Source organism: Pseudomonas sp. DWP2-2, from assembly GCF_049897065.1.
Taxonomy (GTDB): Bacteria; Pseudomonadota; Gammaproteobacteria; order Pseudomonadales; family Pseudomonadaceae; genus Aquipseudomonas; species Aquipseudomonas paracarnis.
Window position 1 is genome coordinate 167,981 of record NZ_JAFCVN010000007.1, and the last position, 16,930, is coordinate 184,910.

Annotated in this window: 10 protein-coding genes, 1 other RNA gene and 1 pseudogene; 5 read left to right on the top strand and 7 right to left on the bottom strand. The window is 61.2% G+C overall.

The window, feature by feature from the left end:
* Positions 1-98: 98 nt before the first annotated feature.
* An RNA gene (gene ffs / locus ACP7CZ_RS17500) (signal recognition particle sRNA small type) lies at positions 99-195 on the bottom strand.
* A 98-nt stretch (positions 196-293) separates the two neighbouring features.
* On the bottom strand, positions 294-1,460 hold the full coding sequence (locus tag ACP7CZ_RS17505; protein ID WP_034128384.1) for a zinc-binding metallopeptidase family protein: 1,167 nt from the start codon (positions 1,458-1,460) through the stop codon (positions 294-296).
* Positions 1,461-1,537: 77 nt separating this feature from the next.
* Between ACP7CZ_RS17505 and ACP7CZ_RS17510 the strand changes: the two are divergent.
* Positions 1,538-1,627, top strand: a pseudogene (locus ACP7CZ_RS17510) (outer membrane lipoprotein carrier protein LolA); the annotation flags it as partial.
* A gap of 120 nt (positions 1,628-1,747) precedes the next feature.
* Here ACP7CZ_RS17510 and ligA read toward each other — a convergent pair.
* From ligA to ACP7CZ_RS17530, 4 genes are all read right to left on the bottom strand, one after another.
* Entirely contained in the window at positions 1,748-4,114 is a 2,367-nt protein-coding gene (gene ligA, locus ACP7CZ_RS17515) for an NAD-dependent DNA ligase LigA (RefSeq protein WP_034128382.1), read from the bottom strand.
* An 87-nt stretch (positions 4,115-4,201) separates the two neighbouring features.
* Complete coding sequence (zipA, locus tag ACP7CZ_RS17520) at positions 4,202-5,065, bottom strand: cell division protein ZipA (RefSeq protein ID WP_054898611.1); 864 nt, start codon at positions 5,063-5,065, stop codon at positions 4,202-4,204.
* Positions 5,066-5,324: 259 nt separating this feature from the next.
* Positions 5,325-8,813 carry a chromosome segregation protein SMC gene (gene smc, locus ACP7CZ_RS17525; RefSeq protein WP_426174798.1) on the bottom strand — a complete coding sequence of 1,163 codons (3,489 nt, stop codon included), beginning with the start codon at positions 8,811-8,813 and terminating at the stop codon, positions 5,325-5,327.
* Between the two features lie 2 nt (positions 8,814-8,815).
* Complete coding sequence (locus tag ACP7CZ_RS17530) at positions 8,816-9,475, bottom strand: GntR family transcriptional regulator (protein WP_294170459.1); 660 nt, start codon at positions 9,473-9,475, stop codon at positions 8,816-8,818.
* Positions 9,476-9,755: 280 nt separating this feature from the next.
* Here ACP7CZ_RS17530 and xdhA point away from each other — a divergent pair, with 280 nt between their 5' ends.
* The 4 genes from xdhA (at position 9,756) to guaD (ending at position 15,845) form a co-directional block, all read left to right on the top strand.
* Positions 9,756-11,204 carry a xanthine dehydrogenase small subunit gene (xdhA, locus tag ACP7CZ_RS17535; protein WP_294170454.1) on the top strand — a complete coding sequence of 483 codons (1,449 nt, stop codon included), beginning with the start codon at positions 9,756-9,758 and terminating at the stop codon, positions 11,202-11,204.
* A complete protein-coding gene (gene xdhB, locus ACP7CZ_RS17540; protein WP_294170452.1) occupies positions 11,197-13,623 on the top strand; it encodes a xanthine dehydrogenase molybdopterin binding subunit in 2,427 nt (808 codons plus the stop codon). The genes xdhA and xdhB overlap by 8 nt, the downstream gene beginning before the upstream one ends.
* Before the next feature lie 65 nt (positions 13,624-13,688).
* On the top strand, positions 13,689-14,528 hold the full coding sequence (xdhC, locus tag ACP7CZ_RS17545) for a xanthine dehydrogenase accessory protein XdhC (protein WP_034128376.1): 840 nt from the start codon (positions 13,689-13,691) through the stop codon (positions 14,526-14,528).
* A 12-nt stretch (positions 14,529-14,540) separates the two neighbouring features.
* Positions 14,541-15,845: a guanine deaminase gene (gene guaD / locus ACP7CZ_RS17550; RefSeq protein WP_197900412.1), complete on the top strand. Its 1,305-nt coding sequence runs from the start codon at positions 14,541-14,543 to the stop codon at positions 15,843-15,845.
* 129 nt (positions 15,846-15,974) lie between these two features.
* On the opposite strand, the gene ACP7CZ_RS17555 is transcribed toward guaD, so the two are convergent.
* Entirely contained in the window at positions 15,975-16,739 is a 765-nt protein-coding gene (locus ACP7CZ_RS17555; RefSeq protein WP_014719469.1) for a GntR family transcriptional regulator, read from the bottom strand.
* Positions 16,740-16,930: the final 191 nt, after the last annotated feature.

Here is a 16,930-nt window from a genome sequence, read left to right on the forward strand (position 1 = left end):
AATGACCGTCATGCACTGTGCAAGAAGCATCACAGATGACTGGCTGAAAATAACTTGAGTTTTAGAAGGGACTGCAGGAGGGAGCGTTATGGAGGCAACCCCACCAGCCACACCCCGGCACACAATGTTCCCGCTGTGGCTGCTGCCTTCCGGCTCTGACCAGGTTCACGGGTAATCGTTGCGGGGGGACCGATGGGGTCACCATAACGACGCTGCCTCTCGGCAAGCCGCGCCATTGTACCCATCTCATCGGAAGTTACAACCGTTGGTTCCGGATTAAAAAATGAGAAGGCTCAAGCACTTGCCATAACCCCATCGGCCCTGCCGCCCTCTTCCTGGATGACCAGGTGAATAAAGTGCAGCTTGGCAATCACCGCGGGCGGCAGCACGAAGGGGTAGAAATCCGGCTGGCCCATGGCGCGGGACAGTTCGTTGAGCATGCCGGCCAGTTCGATCCAGGCATTGACGAAGCAGAGGAATGCCGGGCCGCCAGGGTGTTGAGGGTCGTAGAGCGTGGTCAGGGGGAATGGCTGGTAATCCAGGTCCATCTCGCGGGCGCTCATACCAAAGCCCAGGGCCGTGTCCACGGCGTCCATCATGTGCAGGTAGTGAGCCCAGGTTTCGGCCCAGTCTTCCCAGGGGTGCATGGTGGCGTAGGCGCTCACGCAGGTGAGTTGCCAGTCCGGGCGCGGGCCGTTCTGGTAGTGCCGGTCGAGGGCCTCGGCATAACTGGCGCGTTCGTCGCCGAACAGGTTGCGAAAAGGTGTGAGCCAGTGACTGTTGGCGATCAGGCGATCCCAGTAGTAATGGCCGACTTCATGGCGAAAATGGCCAAGCAAGGTCCGGTATGGCTCGCGCATCTGTACACGGACTTTTTCGCGGTGGGCGTCGTCGGCTTCCTTGATGTCCAGGGTGATCAGCCCATTGGCGTGGCCGGTGGTGGGCGCGTTGCCTTCCAGGTCGATACCGATGAAGTCGAAGGCCAGGCCAGCCTCTTCGTCAACGCTTTTGGGCACCACTTGCAGGCCTAGACTGATCAGTTGCGCCACCAAGCGGCGCTTGGCGGTTTCAACCTTGCGCCAGCGTTCGGGGTTTTCCGGAACCGAGAGATCAGGAATGGTGCGGTTCAGGCTACAGGCCACGCACAACGGCGCGGTGCTGTGGGCAGGAATCAGCCAGTTGCAGGCGGCGGGTGAATCGAGGTTTGCACAGCGCCGGAATGCGCCGGCATCGAGATTATCGTCCGCCAGCCAAGTACCGACCGCCGGCCCAGGTTGCAAGGACGACAGGCGGCTTTGCTGCGGCTGGTAACCCAATGCCGCCTGGCAGGCCAGGCACTGGCTGTTGCGAAAAAACAGCGACTGGCCACACCGGCATTGCCACACCTTGCTGTTGCGCGAGGTTTCGGCCATGAACGGAGCGGCGATGCGCGTGCTGAGTTGCTCGAAGTAGCGGAACATGGCGATCTCTCCCTGGGTGACAGAGACTAGATCATTTCTCGCTCGGGATCGTTCAACTGCTCCCTGTAGGAGCGAGCTTGCTCGCGAAGATCATCAACGATAACGCGGGCTGCCTGGTTCACAGCGGCGTCCTCCGGTTCTTCGCGAGCAAGCTCGCTCCTACAGTGTTGAGAGATCGTTCCCACGCTCCGCGTGGGAATGCCGCCTTGGACGCTCTGCGTCTGCGCGAAGGCCGTGACGCGGAGTGTCACAGGATGCGTTCCCACGCGGAGCGTGGGGACGATCAATCAGACGGTGATGTTGTGCTTGGCCAGGAAGGCGACGAAGGCCTCTTCGTCCAGTACTTTCAGGCCCAGCTCATTGGCCTTGGCCAGTTTCGAGCCAGCGCCCGGTCCCGCCACCACACAGTGGGTTTTCGCCGAAACGGAACCGGCCACCTTGGCCCCCAGGCTTTCGAGCTTGTCCTTGGCCACATCGCGGCTCATCAGCTCCAGGGAGCCCGTGAGTACCCAGGTGTGCCCGGCTTCGGGCAAGCCTTCAACGACCTTTTTCTCGCTCTGCCAATGCATACCAAAGTCCTTGAGCTGCTGCTCGATGGCCAAGGCATGGCTGGCGTTGTCGGCATTATCGAAAAAGTCCCGCACAGCCTTGGCTTGCTTCTCGGGCAGCGCCTGGCGCATATCGAGCCAGTCAGCCTTGATGACGCCTTCCAGCGAACCGAACTTGTCCGCGAGTTTCTGCGCAGCACCTGGCCCCACCGACGGCACGTGCAGCTTGTCGAGCAAACCGCCCAAGGTGGTGCTGGCGGCGAATTCCGCGCTGAGTTCGCCCTGCTCCTGCAATTGCAGGCCGCATTCGTCTGGCGACAACAGCGCGCCAATCACCTGCTGGTTGTGCCCGTCTTCAAAGAAGCTATGGATCTCATGGGCCACTTCCAGCCCAACATCCGGCAAGTACGTCAGCACCTCTGGCAACGCCTTTTGAACGCGCTCCAGGGACGCCAGCGAGCGCGCCAGGACCTTGGCCGTCTCCTCGCCCACATCGGGAATGCCCAAGGCGTAGATAAAGCGTGCCAGGGTCGGGGTCTTGCTGTTTTCGATGGCGCTGATCAGCTTCTTGCTGGAGATATCGGCAAAGCCTTCCAGGTCGATGATCTGTTCATATTTGAGTTTGTAGAGATCGGCCGGCGAACCAATGAGCTGTTCATCCACCAGTTGCTCGATGGTCTTGTCGCCCAGGCCGTCGATGTCCATGGCCCGGCGCGAGACGAAATGAATGATTGCCTGCTTGAGTTGCGCACCGCAGGCCAGGCGCCCGACGCAACGGTACACCGCGCCTTCGCTGACGGTTTCCTTGCCCTTGCTACGCTTGACCAGTTGCGTGCGCTCCACATGGGAACCGCACACCGGGCAATTCTGCGGGATCTGCACGGCGCGGGCGTTTTCCGGGCGGCGCTCGGTGACCACCGAGACCACCTGCGGAATCACATCACCGGCGCGGCGGATGATCACGGTGTCGCCAATCATCAGCCCCAAGCGTGCCACTTCGTCCATGTTATGCAGGGTGGCATTGGACACGGTCACGCCGGCCACCTTGACCGGCTTGAGGCGCGCCACCGGCGTGACCGCACCGGTACGACCGACCTGGAACTCCACGTCGAGCAGCTCAGTGAGTTCTTCCATGGCCGGGAATTTGTGCGCGATCGCCCAGCGCGGCTCGCGGGCACGGAAGCCTAGTTCACGCTGGTAGGCAATGCTGTTGACCTTGAACACCACGCCGTCGATTTCATAGCCCAGCGCATTGCGGCGCTCGCCGATGTCGCGGTAGTAGTCCAGACATTCCTGGATACCCTTGGCCAGCTTCAATTCGTGGCTGATCGGCATACCCCACTTCTGCAACTGCTTGAGGTTGCCGATATGGGTGTCGCTGATATCCGCGGTCACCTGGCCGATGCCATAGCAGCAGAATTCCAGCGGGCGACTGGCGGTGATCTTCGAATCCAGTTGGCGCAGGCTGCCCGCCGCGGCGTTGCGCGGGTTGGCGAAGGTCTTGCCGCCCACTTCCAGTTGCGAGGCGTTCAACCGCTCGAAACCGGCCTTGGACATGAACACTTCACCGCGCACTTCCAGGGTGGCTGGCCAGCCCGTGCCGTGCAGTTTCAGGGGGATATTGCGCACGGTGCGCACATTGACGCTGATGTCCTCGCCGGTGGTGCCGTCGCCCCGGGTGGCACCGCGCACCAGCTCGCCATCCTGGTACAGCAGGCTGACCGCCAGGCCATCCAGCTTCGGCTCGCAGCTGTATTCCACCGCCGCGCCAGCGCCAAACAGATCGCCCACCGGCAGATCAAGGCCCTCGGTGACCCGGCGATCAAACTCCAGCATGGTGGTTTCATCGAAGGCGTTGCCCAGGCTGAGCATCGGGATCTCGTGCTTGACCTGGGTGAACGCCGACAATGCCGCACTGCCGACCCGCTGCGTCGGTGAGTCACGCGTCACCAGTTCCGGGTGCTCGGCCTCCAGGGCCTTGAGCTCGTGGAACAGGCGGTCGTATTCGGCGTCCGGAATGCTCGGCTCGTCGAGGACGTGGTAGCGATAGTTGTGCTGATCCAGCTCAGCGCGCAGTTCGAGGATGCGGGTTTGGGCGGCGGTCATGGGTGTTCTCTCATAAAGCAAAAGAGCAGCCGAAGCTGCTCAATATGTTAGTGCACGGATTCTACAGACAACGCTTAAGATCGATCCTCAGCGTTTCTGTGTCAGGGCGCGACGCTCGAACTCGACGATGCGCTGACGGTAGTGTTCGATGGTCTGGGCGGTGAGCACGCTGCGCTGGTCGTCCTTGAGCTCGCCGTTGAGCTCCTGGGACAGCTTGCGGGCAGCGGCCACCATCACGTCGAACGCTTGTTTCGGGTGACGCGGGCCTGGCAGGCCAAGGAAGAAACTCACCGCCGGGGTGCTGAACAGGTCGATATCGTCCAGATCGAACGTGCCCGGCTTGACCGCGTTGGCCATGGAGAACAGCACTTCGCCGTTACCGGCCATGCTTTCGTGACGATGGAAGATATCCATCTCGCCAAAACGCAGGCCGCTTTCGAGGATGTTCTGCAAGAGTGCCGGGCCCTTGAAACCGCCGGCATCGCGGCAGATCACGCTGATGACCAGGACTTCTTCGGCAGCCGGCTGATCGTTGACCGATTGGCGCGCCGCACTCTTGGCGGACGTCTCGTCCGGGAAATCGTCATCGCGGCTGCTGAAGCTCGGGCCATCATCGACGTCGAGGTTCAGGTCGCCCTGGTGCGGCTCGGCAACCGCCGCGCTACCGCGCTTGCCACGCTTGGACGACGGCTCGCGGGCTTCACGCAGCGGGGCGCTCATCGACGGCAGGTCGTGCTCGTCCAGTTGCGGCTCTTTATGGGTATCCAGCACACGGGGCGGCCCCAGCAGCTCGGCGGCGCCGTCGTCATCAGGCAAGTTGGACAGGTTTCGGTCCAGCCGGAACTTGAGCTTGCCCTTGCCACCGCGCATGCGGCGCCAGCCATCAAAAAGAATACCGGCAATGACAATAATGCCGATGACGATCAGCCACTCGCGCAGACCGATTTCCATGTAATCCCGTGCCTCTAATAAAAAATGCTGAAAAATAAGGGGTTTAGCACCGTGCAAACCGCTTTAAAACGTGGCGCCAACTCTATGTTCTGACTGACGTTTTGCCCACGCACACGAAAAATTGACATTAAACTAGCACGACCAAAGATAACTTTACACCGTCTGTCAAAATGCCTTGAACAAATATGTCCATTTGCCACTTTCCCCAGACCGGTAAATCGCCCTACAGCGTGCTGTAAATTCTCTCTCCCGGCGTGGCTCAGGATTCCACCATCGCCATCGCCTCTTCCACATCCACCGCTACCAATCGCGAACATCCAGGCTCATGCATCGTCACCCCCATCAACTGGTCGGCCATTTCCATGGCGATCTTGTTGTGGGTGATATAGATGAACTGCACGGTCTGGGACATCTCTTTGACCAACCGAGCGTAGCGTCCAACGTTAGCGTCATCCAGCGGCGCGTCAACTTCGTCGAGCATGCAGAACGGCGCCGGGTTCAACTTGAAGATGGCAAATACCAGGGCCAATGCGGTCAGGGCTTTTTCGCCGCCAGACAATAAATGGATGGTGCTGTTCTTCTTGCCCGGAGGCCGCGCCATGATCGTTACCCCTGTATCGAGTAGATCTTCGCCCGTCAGTTCCAAGTAGGCGCTGCCACCACCGAAAACTTTTGGGAATAACGCCTGTAAACCGCCATTAATCTGATCAAAGGTATCTTTGAAGCGGTTGCGGGTTTCCTTGTCGATCTTGCGGATCACGTTTTCCAGGGTGTCCAGGGCTTCAACCAGATCGGCGTCCTGGGCATCCAAATAACGTTTACGCTCGGACTGCTGCTGGTACTCATCGATAGCGGCGAGGTTGATCGCGCCCAGGCGTTGAATACGTGCGGCAATCCGTTCAAGTTCTTCTTCGGCGTCTTTCTCGTTGGCCTGGGCGGTCAGGGTGTTGAGCACGCCGTGCAGGTCATAGCCGTCTTCCAGCAATTGGTCTTGCAAGGTCTTGCGGCGCACGGTGAGGGCTTGCCATTCCATACGCTGTTGTTCGAGCTGGCCGCGGATCAACTGCGATTGCTGCTCGGCCATGGTGCGACGCTTTTCGGCGTCGCGCAGTTCACGGTCGGCGTCTTCCAGGGCGATCTGGGCGGTCTTGAGTTCGACATCGACGGTCATGCGCTTGTCGAGCAATTCCTCAAGCTTGAGGCGCAGCTCTTCCAGCGGCGCCTCGCCCTCCTCCAGGTTGAGGCTCAGTTGCTCGCGCTTTTCGGTCAGGCGTTCGGACTGCATCTCCAGGCGCTCAAGGGCCTGGCGCGTGGAATCATGCTGGGCGCGCAACGAGCCCAGGCGTACGGCCAACTGATGGGCGTGGTCCTTGTGCTGCCGGGCTTCCTGGCGCACGCGGTCAAGGCGCTCGCGCAGGCTGTCGCGCTGGGCCAGCAGCAACTCGCGCTGTTCGGTGTCCAGGGCCATGCTGTCGAGGGCTTCCTGCAAGTGCAGGCGCGCTTCACCGATCTGTTCATGTTCCAGGGCGCGCTGTTCGCCCATCTCGGCCACTTCTTCGTCAAGACGGGTGCGGCGCAGGGTCAATTGCTCGACCTTGGCTCTGCTCGCGGAAAGTTGGGCTTTCAACTCGCCTTGCTGGCGCGCTTCGTCCTGCAACAGCCGACGCAGGTGTTCGCGGCCGGTTTCCTGCTGGCGCTGGGTAGCGCGCAGGGTTTGCAGTTCGGTTTCCAGGCTTTCCAGTGTGGCTTCGCGTTCTTCACGCTCGGCGCTCAGGTTGACGATTTCCTGGCCACGGGCCAATACGCCACTTTCCGCCTCACTGGCGCGGCGCACGCGCAGGAAGTGGCGGCCGACCCAATAACCATCGCGGCTGATCAAGCTTTCGCCGGTCGCCAATTGGCCGCGTTGGGCCAAGGCTTGCTCAAGGGTCTCCACGGGCCTGACCTGGCCCAGCCATGGCGACAGATCCATCGCCGCCTCGACCTTGTCCAGCAAGCTGCCCGGCACCCGTGCACCCTCGGGCGCCGGGCTGAGCAGGCGCAAATCGCCCTGGGCAAACCCGGCCAGGTCGAAGCCGCCGAAATCATCTACCAGCACCGCTTGCAGATCGGCACCCAACACGGTTTCCACCGCCAGTTCCCAGCCGGCTTCGACTTTCAAGCCTTCGGCCAGGCGCGGGCGCTCGGCCAAATGCTGGTCGCGCAGCCATTCGGCGGTGCCGGTGCCTGGGTCGAGCGCGGCTTGCTGCAAGGCTTCCAACGAAGCCAACCGACCATTGAGCCGCTGCAAGTCGCCCTGGGCTTGCTGCTGCGCCTGGGTCGCGGTGTGCAATTGCTGACGCAGTTGCTCCAGGCGCTCCACTTGCTGTTCTTCGCTGGCCTCCAGCTCTTCCAGGGTCATTTCGCTTTCGGCCAGTTGTTCGCTCAGCGCCATGATCGCCGCGTCTTCCGGATCGGCAGCGAGCAATACGCGCTCCTCCTGCAACCGACGCTGGCGCTCGGCCAGGCGTTCCATGCTGGTTTCCAACTGCTGGATGCGCGACTGCTGCACCTCGGCCTGGCGGCGTGGCTCGGCGGATCGCAGGTTGAAGGCGTCCCACTGTTCCTGCCAGCCGTGCATGGTGGCTTCGGATTCTTCCAGGGCGGCGGCGGCTTCTTCGGCGGCGGCGCTGGTGATTTCCTGCTCGGGGGTGAGCATGTCCAGCTCTTCGCCCAGGGTCAGCAGCAAGGTACGGTCATGGCCCAGGTGCGATTCGGTTTCCAGGCGCGCGCGTTCAGCTTCCTTCAAGTCATCCTGCAACTGGCGCAAACGCTGCTGGCCGTGCTGGATACTCTGCTCGACCCGGGCAATGTCACCGCCCACCGAATAGAAGCGGCCTTGCACCAGATTGAAGCGCTCGGACAACTCATGGTGGCCGTCACGCAAGCGCTCAATGCTGGCGTCGGCATTACGCTGCTCGGCCACCAGCGCTTCAAAACTGACTTCCTGGGTGCCAATAATCGCTTCGCGCTGGCCCACCTGGTCATTCAATGCTTGCCAGCGCAGGGCCGACAATTGCGCCTTGAGCTGGCGCTCTTCACCCTTGTATTCCTGATACTTCTCGGCGGCCTGGGCCTGGCGGTGCAGGCGTTCGAGCTGGCGCTCCAGCTCTTCGCGCAGGTCGGTCAGCCGGGCGAGGTTTTCGTGGGTGCGGCGGATACGGTTTTCAGTCTCGCGGCGGCGCTCCTTGTATTTGGAGATGCCAGCCGCTTCTTCGATAAAGTTGCGCAGGTCTTCGGGCTTGGCTTCGATCAGCTTGGAGATCATGCCCTGCTCGATGATCGAGTAGCTGCGCGGGCCCAGGCCAGTGCCAAGGAAGATATCGGTGATATCGCGACGGCGACACTTGGTGCCGTTGAGGAAGTAACTGTTCTGGCTGTCGCGGGTGACTTTACGACGGATGGAAATTTCCGCGTAGACTGCGTATTCGCCGATCAGGGTGCCGTCGGAATTATCGAATACCAGTTCGATACTGGCCTGGCTCACCGGCTTGCGGCTGGTGGAGCCGTTGAAGATGACGTCGGTCATCGACTCGCCGCGCAGGTTTTTCGCCGAGCTCTCGCCCATCACCCAGCGCACGGCGTCGATGATGTTCGACTTGCCGCAGCCATTGGGCCCCACCACCGCCGCCATGTTGCTGGGGAAGTTGACGGTGGTCGGGTCGACAAAGGATTTGAACCCCGCCAACTTGATGCACTTGAGCCGCACGCTTAGGCGTCCGCCAAGGCTGCGATGACCAGCGAACTGCTGCGCTGGCAATAGGCTGTGAGCACCAGGCGAATCTGCACCAGGTCACGGGCCAGTACTGCGGCGAGCAATTGCTCGAACAGCGCCAGGAACTCGCTCATGGACGCCTTGCGCTGATCCAGCGCCAGGTAATAGGCGCGGTTCATCGCCGGTTGCAGGTTTTCGACGGTTTCCTGCAAATACGGGTTGTTGGCGAAGGGGTACGCGGCGCGCATCACATTGAAGCTTTCTTCGACGAAGGCGCGGATGTCCTCGCGCTCCAGGCTCAGCTGCAGGCGTTGCTGGATCTGCAGGAACGGAGCCATGTCGGCCTGGGTCTGCCAGCCTTCGGCAACCGCATTGCCGAGCAGGATGTACATCTCGCCCATCAACGTACACAGGCTCTGCACCTTGTGCGCGGTGAGTTCGGTGACGTGGGCGCCACGGCGCGGCAGGATCGCAATCAGATGGCGGCGCTCAAGGATCAGCAAGGCTTCGCGCACGGAACCACGGCTGACGTTGAGCGCCAGCGTGACCTTCTGTTCCTGGATCCGCTCCCCAGGCTCGAGATCGCCGCGAATGATACGTTCGGCGAGGTGGTGAGCAATTTGCTCGGCGAGACTGTCCGGCGCCTTGAACGTCATGTTTTCCCTTCAAAATCTGCTATCGGTACAAGCGCGGCAGTGTAGCGCATTGGCCCGCTGATGGCGCTACGCCCACCGTGGCGAATTTGGCACGAAATAAGCAACGTTGAAAGCCTGTAAGCCGCCAAAAACGCCGGTTCCAGAAGACTGGACCATAATTGTAAGTGTTGCGACCGCATTTTCTTGACCCTTAGGTCAGAAACCCATTGACCGAAAAGTCAGACATGACTAGATTCGGCGCAAAGCGGTTAACAACAATAATGAGTCTGCGAGGCCTTCCGTGATCCAGTTTTTACTTAACCAGGAACTCCGTAGCGAGCACGCCCTGGACCCCAACCTGACCGTGCTCAACTATCTGCGCGAGCATGTGGGCAAGCCCGGTACCAAGGAAGGCTGCGCCAGCGGCGACTGTGGCGCGTGCACCGTGGTGGTCGGCGAGTTGCACTCCGACGAGCAAGGCGCCGAGCAGATTCGTTATCGCAGCCTCAATTCCTGCCTGACGTTTGTCTCGTCGCTGCACGGCAAACAATTGATCAGCGTCGAAGACCTCAAGCACCAGGGCCAACTGCACAGCGTGCAACAGGCCATGGTCGAGTGCCACGGTTCGCAGTGCGGCTTTTGTACCCCAGGTTTCGTGATGTCGCTGTTTGCCCTGCAAAAGAACAGCGATGCCCCCGACAGCCAGAAAGCCCATGAAGCCCTTGCCGGCAACCTGTGTCGTTGCACCGGTTATCGCCCGATCCTCGCCGCCGCCGAACAGGCCTGCTGCAACAAGCCCCAGGATCAATTCGACAGCCGCCAGACTGAAACCATCGCTCGCCTCAAGGCCATCGCGCCGACCCAGACCGGTGAACTCAACAGCGGTGACAAGCGTTGCCTGGTGCCACTGACCGTCGCCGATCTGGCCGACCTCTATGACGCCTATCCGCAAGCCCGCCTGCTGGCCGGCGGCACTGACCTGGCGCTGGAGGTCACCCAGTTCCACCACACCCTGCCGGTGATGATCTACGTCGGCAACATTGAAGCCATGAAGCGCATCGAGCAGTTCGACGACCGCCTGGAAATCGGCGCGGCCACCGCCCTCTCCGACTGCTACGCCGCGCTGCACCACGAATACCCGGACTTCGGCGAACTGCTGCAGCGCTTCGCCTCCCTGCAAATCCGCAACCAGGGCACCCTGGGCGGCAATATCGGCAACGCTTCGCCCATTGGTGATTCGCCGCCGCTGCTGATTGCCCTGGGCGCACAGATCGTGCTTTGCAAAGGCAACACCCGCCGCACCCTGGCGCTGGAAGACTACTTCATCGACTACCGCGTCACCGCCCGCCAGGACAGCGAGTTCATCGAGACCATCATCGTGCCCAAGGGCCACACGCTGTTTAGGGCCTACAAGGTGTCCAAGCGCCTGGACGACGATATTTCCGCGGTGTGCGCAGCGTTCAACCTGAACATCGACAACGGTGTGATCAGCGCGGCTCGCGTTGCCTTCGGAGGCATGGCCGCCACACCAAAACGCGCAAAAAATTGCGAGGCGGCGTTGGTGGGCGCCATCTGGAACTTGGCCACGGTCGAAAAAGCCTGCGCCGCCCTGGCACAGGACTTCACCCCACTCTCGGACTTCCGCGCCAGCAAGGAATACCGCCTGCTCAGCGCGCAAAACCTGCTGCGCAAATACTTCATCGAACTGCAAACGCCGCACATCGAGACTCGGGTGACCGCTTATGTCTAACCATCACGCCGTGGTAAAAACCGAGGCTGAACTTGCCGCACTCTTTGCCCAGGACCTCACCACCGGGGTAGGTCGCAGCGTCAAGCATGACAGCGCCGCCAAGCACGTCAGCGGTGAAGCGCAGTACATCGACGACCGCCTGGAATTTCCCAACCAGTTGCACCTGTATGCGCGCATGTCCGACCGCGCCCATGCCCGGATCATCAGCATTGACACCGCGCCCTGCTACGCCTTCGACGGCGTACGCATTGCAATCACCCATGAAGACGTACCGGGCCTGAAAGACATTGGCCCGTTGATGCCCGGCGACCCGCTGCTGGCCATCGACACCGTGCAGTTCGTCGGCCAGGTGGTGCTGGCCGTGGCCGCCCGCGACCTGGAAACCGCACGCAAGGCGGCAATGGCGGCGGTGATCGAATATGAAGACCTGGAGCCAGTTCTGGATGTGGTCGAGGCGTTTCGCAACAAGCACTTCGTGCTCGACAGCCATACTCACCAGCGCGGCGATTCGGCCGCTGCGCTGGCAAGTGCCAAGCACCGCATCCAGGGCACTTTGCATATCGGCGGCCAGGAACACTTTTATCTGGAAACCCAGATCTCTTCGGTGATGCCCACCGAAGACGGCGGCATGATCGTCTACTGCTCCACGCAAAACCCCACCGAAGTGCAGAAGCTGGTGGCCGAAGTGCTGGATGTGTCGATGAACAAGATTGTGGTGGACATGCGCCGCATGGGCGGTGGCTTTGGCGGCAAGGAAACCCAGGCCGCCAGCCCGGCGTGCCTGTGCGCCGTGGTGGCGCGCCTCACCGGCCAGCCGACCAAGATGCGCCTGCCACGGGTCGAAGACATGCTGATGACCGGCAAGCGCCACCCCTTCTATATCGAATACGACGTGGGGTTTGACGACAACGGCCGGCTGCACGGCATCAACCTGGAGCTGGCGGGTAACTGCGGTTGTTCGCCGGACCTGTCCAACTCGATTGTCGACCGCGCCATGTTCCACGCCGACAACTCGTATTACCTGGGCGACGCCACGGTCAATGGCCATCGCTGCAAGACCAACACTGCCTCCAACACGGCCTATCGCGGCTTCGGCGGCCCCCAAGGCATGGTCGCCATCGAGGAAGTGATGGACGCCATTGCGCGCCATCTGGGCCAAGACCCGTTGGCGGTGCGCAAGGCCAACTACTACGGCAAGACCGAGCGCAACGTCACCCACTACTACCAGACCGTCGAGCACAACATGCTCGAAGAAATGACCGCCGAACTGGAAGCCAGCAGCCAATATGCCGAGCGCCGCGAAGCAATCCGCCTGTACAACGCCCACAGCCCGATCCTGAAAAAGGGCTTGGCGCTGACCCCGGTGAAATTCGGTATTTCATTCACCGCCAGCTTCCTCAACCAGGCTGGCGCGCTGATCCATATCTACACCGATGGCAGCATCCACCTGAACCACGGCGGCACCGAGATGGGCCAGGGCTTGAATACCAAGGTCGCGCAAGTCGTGGCCGAAGTGTTCCAGGTAGACATCGACCGCGTCCAGATCACCGCCACCAACACCGACAAGGTACCCAACACCTCGCCCACCGCTGCCTCCAGCGGCGCCGACCTGAACGGCAAGGCCGCGCAGAATGCGGCCGAGACCATCAAGCAGCGCCTGGTGGAATTTGCGGCGCGCAAGTACGACGTAAGCGAGGCGGACGTGGAGTTTCGCAACGGCCATGTGCGCGTGCGCGAGCAGATCCTGAGCTTCGAGGCGTTGATTCAGCAGGCGTATTTCGCCCAGGTATCGCTCTCCAGCACAGGTTTCTACAAAACCCCGAAAATTTTCTACGACCGCAGCCAGTCACGCGGGCGACCGTTCTACTACTACGCGTTCGGGGCGGCTTGCTGCGAAGTGATCGTCGACACCCTGACCGGCGAATACAAAATGCTGCGCACCGACATCCTGCATGACGTCGGCGCCTCGCTGAACCCGGCCATCGACATCGGCCAGGTGGAAGGCGGCTTCATCCAGGGCATGGGCTGGCTGACCATGGAAGAGCTGGTGTGGAACAACAAGGGCAAGCTGATGACCAACGGCCCGGCCAGCTACAAGATCCCGGCAGTGGCCGACATGCCGCTGGACTTGCGGGTGAAGCTGGTAGAGAACCGCAAGAACCCGGAGGACACGGTGTTCCATTCCAAGGCCGTGGGCGAGCCGCCGTTCATGCTCGGGATTGCCTCGTGGTGTGCAATCAAGGATGCCGTGGCGAGTTTGGCTGACTATCGCCAGCAGCCCAGGATCGATGCGCCGGCCACGCCCGAGCGGGTGTTGTGGGGGTGTGAACAGATGCGGCAGTTGCGGGAGCTAAAGGCTGTTGATCGTTCCCACGCTCCGCGTGGGAATGCCGCCCTGGACGCTGTGCGTCCGCTCTAGTGACGCTGAGCGTCACGGTATGCATTCCCACGCGGAGCGTGGGAACGATCTGACTGGAGGTAGACATGGACAACTGGATCAGCGCCCTCGCCACTCTGCAAAACCAGGGCGAGCCCTGCGTGCTCGTCACCATCATCGAAGAACTCGGCTCAACCCCGCGCAACGCCGGTTCCAAAATGGTCATCAGCGCCGCGCACACCTTCGATACCATCGGCGGCGGGCACTTGGAATACAAGGCGATGCAGATCGCCCGCGACATGTTGGTGCGCGGCCAGCAGAACACCCATCTGGAGCGCTTCAGCCTCGGCGCCAGCCTGGGCCAGTGCTGCGGCGGCGTGACCGTGCTGCTGTTCGAACCCATGGGCCAGGCGCAAGCGCACATCGCCGTGTTTGGCGCCGGCCACGTCGGCCGTGCGTTGGTACCATTGCTGGCGAGTCTGCCCTGCCGGGTGCGCTGGATCGATTCCCGCGAGCAGGAATTCCCGCAGCACATCCCCGAAGGCGTGCGTAAAATTGTCAGCGAAGAGCCGGTCGACGAAATTGCCGACCTGCCTGCAGGCAGCTACTGCATCGTCATGACCCACAACCACGCGCTGGACCTGGAACTGACCGCCGCCCTGCTCAAGCGCAACGACTTCGCCTACTTCGGCCTGATCGGCTCGAAAACCAAGCGGGTCAAATTCGAACACCGCCTGCGTGATCGCGGCTTTGACGCCGCGCAGTTGCAACGCATGCGTTGCCCCATGGGCCTCCCCGAGGTCAAGGGCAAGCTTCCGGTGGAGATCGCCATCTCCATCGCCGGCGAAATCATCGCCACCTATAACGCCAATTTCGGCCAGCATCTTGCCGGCGCCGAACCTATTGCCAAACTGCTGCCGGCTTCGCGCCGCAGCCACGCTATCTGAATTGAGACGATCATGCCTTTGACTCGCAAAGCCTACCGTGCCGCCATCCTGCACAGCATCGCCGACCCTGCCATCGTGGGGATCGAAGCCTCCTATGAATATTTCGAGGACGGCCTGTTGGTGATCGACAACGGCCAGATCAGCGCCCTTGGCCACGCCAGCGACCTGCTGCCGAGCCTGCCCGCTGATATCGACATCACCCATTACAAAGACGCGCTGATCACCCCTGGCTTGATCGACACCCATATCCACCTGCCGCAGACCGGTATGGTCGGCGCCTATGGCGAGCAGTTGCTGGACTGGCTCAACACCTACACCTTCCCCTGTGAAAGCCAGTTTGCCGACAAGGCTCACGCCGAAGAAGTCGCCGATATCTTCATCAAGGAACTGCTGCGCAACGGCACCACCACAGCGCTGGTGTTCGGCAGCGTGCACCCGCAATCGGTGAATGCATTCTTTGAAGCGGCCGAGAAACTCGACCTGCGCATGATCGCCGGCAAGGTGATGATGGACCGCAACGCGCCGGACTACCTGACCGACACCGCCGAATCCGGCTACCAGGAAAGCAAGGCGCTGATCGAGCGCTGGCACGGCAAGGGGCGCCTGCATTACGCGGTGACGCCACGCTTCGCCCCTACGAGCACGCCGGAGCAACTGACGCTGGCCGGTCAGCTGCTGGGCGAGTACCCGGATTTGTACATGCAGACCCACATCAGCGAGAACAAGCAGGAAATCGAGTGGGTCAATGAGCTGTTCCCGGAGCGCAACGGCTACCTGGATGTCTACGACCATTACAAGCTGCTCGGCGAGCGCTCGGTGTTTGCCCACGGCGTACACCTGTGCGACGACGAATGCGCACGGCTGGCAGAGACTGGTTCGGCGGTGGCGTTCTGCCCGACTTCGAACTTCTTCCTCGGTAGTGGGTTGTTCAACCTGCCGATGGCCGAGAAACACAACTTGAACGTGGGCCTGGGCACCGACGTGGGCGGCGGCACCAGCTTCTCGCTGCTGCAAACCCTGAACGAAGCGTACAAGGTCATGCAGCTGCAAGGTGCGCGCTTGAGCCCGTTCAAGTCGCTGTACCTGGCAACCCTGGGCGGCGCACGGGCGTTGCGCCTGGAAGACAAGATCGGCACGTTGCAGCCGGGTACCGATGCAGACTTCCTGGTATTGGATTACAACGCCACGCCGCTGCTGAGCTATCGCCTGAAACAGGCCAATAACATTGCCGAGACGTTGTTTGTGCTGATGACGTTGGGGGATGACCGGACGGTGCTGCAGACCTATGCAGCCGGGCAGCTGGTGCACCAGCGCTGATTCAAGCTACATACAACCAATGTGGGAGCTGGCTTGCCTGCGATAGCATCACCGCGGTGTAACTGATACACCGCGGCGCCTGCATCGCGGGCAAGCCCGGCTCAAGCTCGCTCCCACATTTGATTGGGTTTACAACTTTACAGACGAGCGCCCAGGTTTTTTAGTCTGTAAAAGATGCGAAAACACCGCATGCAAATCATCCGACGCACTCTCTTCATCGAGGTTGAGCTTGCTGTCGATGTGATCCATGTGATGCATCATCAAGTTCACCGCCAACGTCGCATCCCGGGCTTCGATCGCGTCGATCAACTGGGTGTGCTCATCGTAGGAACAGTGCGAGCGGTTGCCGCTTTCGTACTGGGCGATGATCAATGACGTCTGGGACACCAGGCTGCGCTGGAAGCTGATCAGCGGCGCGTTCTTCGCGGCTTCGGCCAGCTTCAAGTGGAACTCGCCAGAGAGACGGATACCGGCGCCACGGTCACCGCGCGAGAAGCTGTCTCGCTCGTCGTTGACCATCTGGCGCAACTCGGCCAACTGCTCGGCCGTGGCGTGCTGCACCGCCAATTCTGTGATCGCCCGCTCCACCAGGCGCCGGGCCATGAACACCTGGCGTGCTTCTTCAACGCTTGGGCTGGCAACCACCGCACCGCGATTGGGCCGCAGCAGTACCACGCTTTCATGGGCCAGGCGCGACAGCGCGCGGCGAATGATGGTGCGGCTCACGCCGAAGATCTCGCCCAGTGCCTCTTCACTCAATTTGGTTCCGGGCGCCAGGCGTTGTTCAAGGATCGCCTCGAAGATATGCGCATAGACGATATCGTCCTGGGTTCCGCTGCGACCGGCCTTGCCGGCTCGCGGTTGTTTCTTGAGAGGTTGCAACTGTTCGTTCATGGGCACTCGGGTTTGAGAACGGCGAATTAACGGTAATACGGCAACAGCGTGTCGCTGGCAAGTATCACCTAAAAACAGCGCACATTGTACACAACCCACTGCGCCAACACACTGTACGGCTGTTTGCGGGCTCGGCTGTATTGCAATGACTCGTTACGTTTGAGTTTAGGCTTGAATCAGAGCCGCCAGCG

What these genes read in the sequence shown, in the direction of transcription:
- guaD (WP_197900412.1), top strand. Translation starts at nt 14,541, where the DNA reads ATGCCTTTGACTCGCAAAGCCTACCGTGCCGCCATCCTGCACAGCATC.
- ligA (WP_034128382.1), bottom strand. Translation starts at nt 4,114, where the DNA reads ATGACCGCCGCCCAAACCCGCATCCTCGAACTGCGCGCTGAGCTGGAT.
- ACP7CZ_RS17555 (WP_014719469.1), bottom strand. Translation starts at nt 16,739, where the DNA reads ATGAACGAACAGTTGCAACCTCTCAAGAAACAACCGCGAGCCGGCAAG.
- zipA (WP_054898611.1), bottom strand. Translation starts at nt 5,065, where the DNA reads ATGGAAATCGGTCTGCGCGAGTGGCTGATCGTCATCGGCATTATTGTC.
- xdhB (WP_294170452.1), top strand. Translation starts at nt 11,197, where the DNA reads ATGTCTAACCATCACGCCGTGGTAAAAACCGAGGCTGAACTTGCCGCA.
- ACP7CZ_RS17530 (WP_294170459.1), bottom strand. Translation starts at nt 9,475, where the DNA reads ATGACGTTCAAGGCGCCGGACAGTCTCGCCGAGCAAATTGCTCACCAC.
- ACP7CZ_RS17505 (WP_034128384.1), bottom strand. Translation starts at nt 1,460, where the DNA reads ATGTTCCGCTACTTCGAGCAACTCAGCACGCGCATCGCCGCTCCGTTC.
- xdhC (WP_034128376.1), top strand. Translation starts at nt 13,689, where the DNA reads ATGGACAACTGGATCAGCGCCCTCGCCACTCTGCAAAACCAGGGCGAG.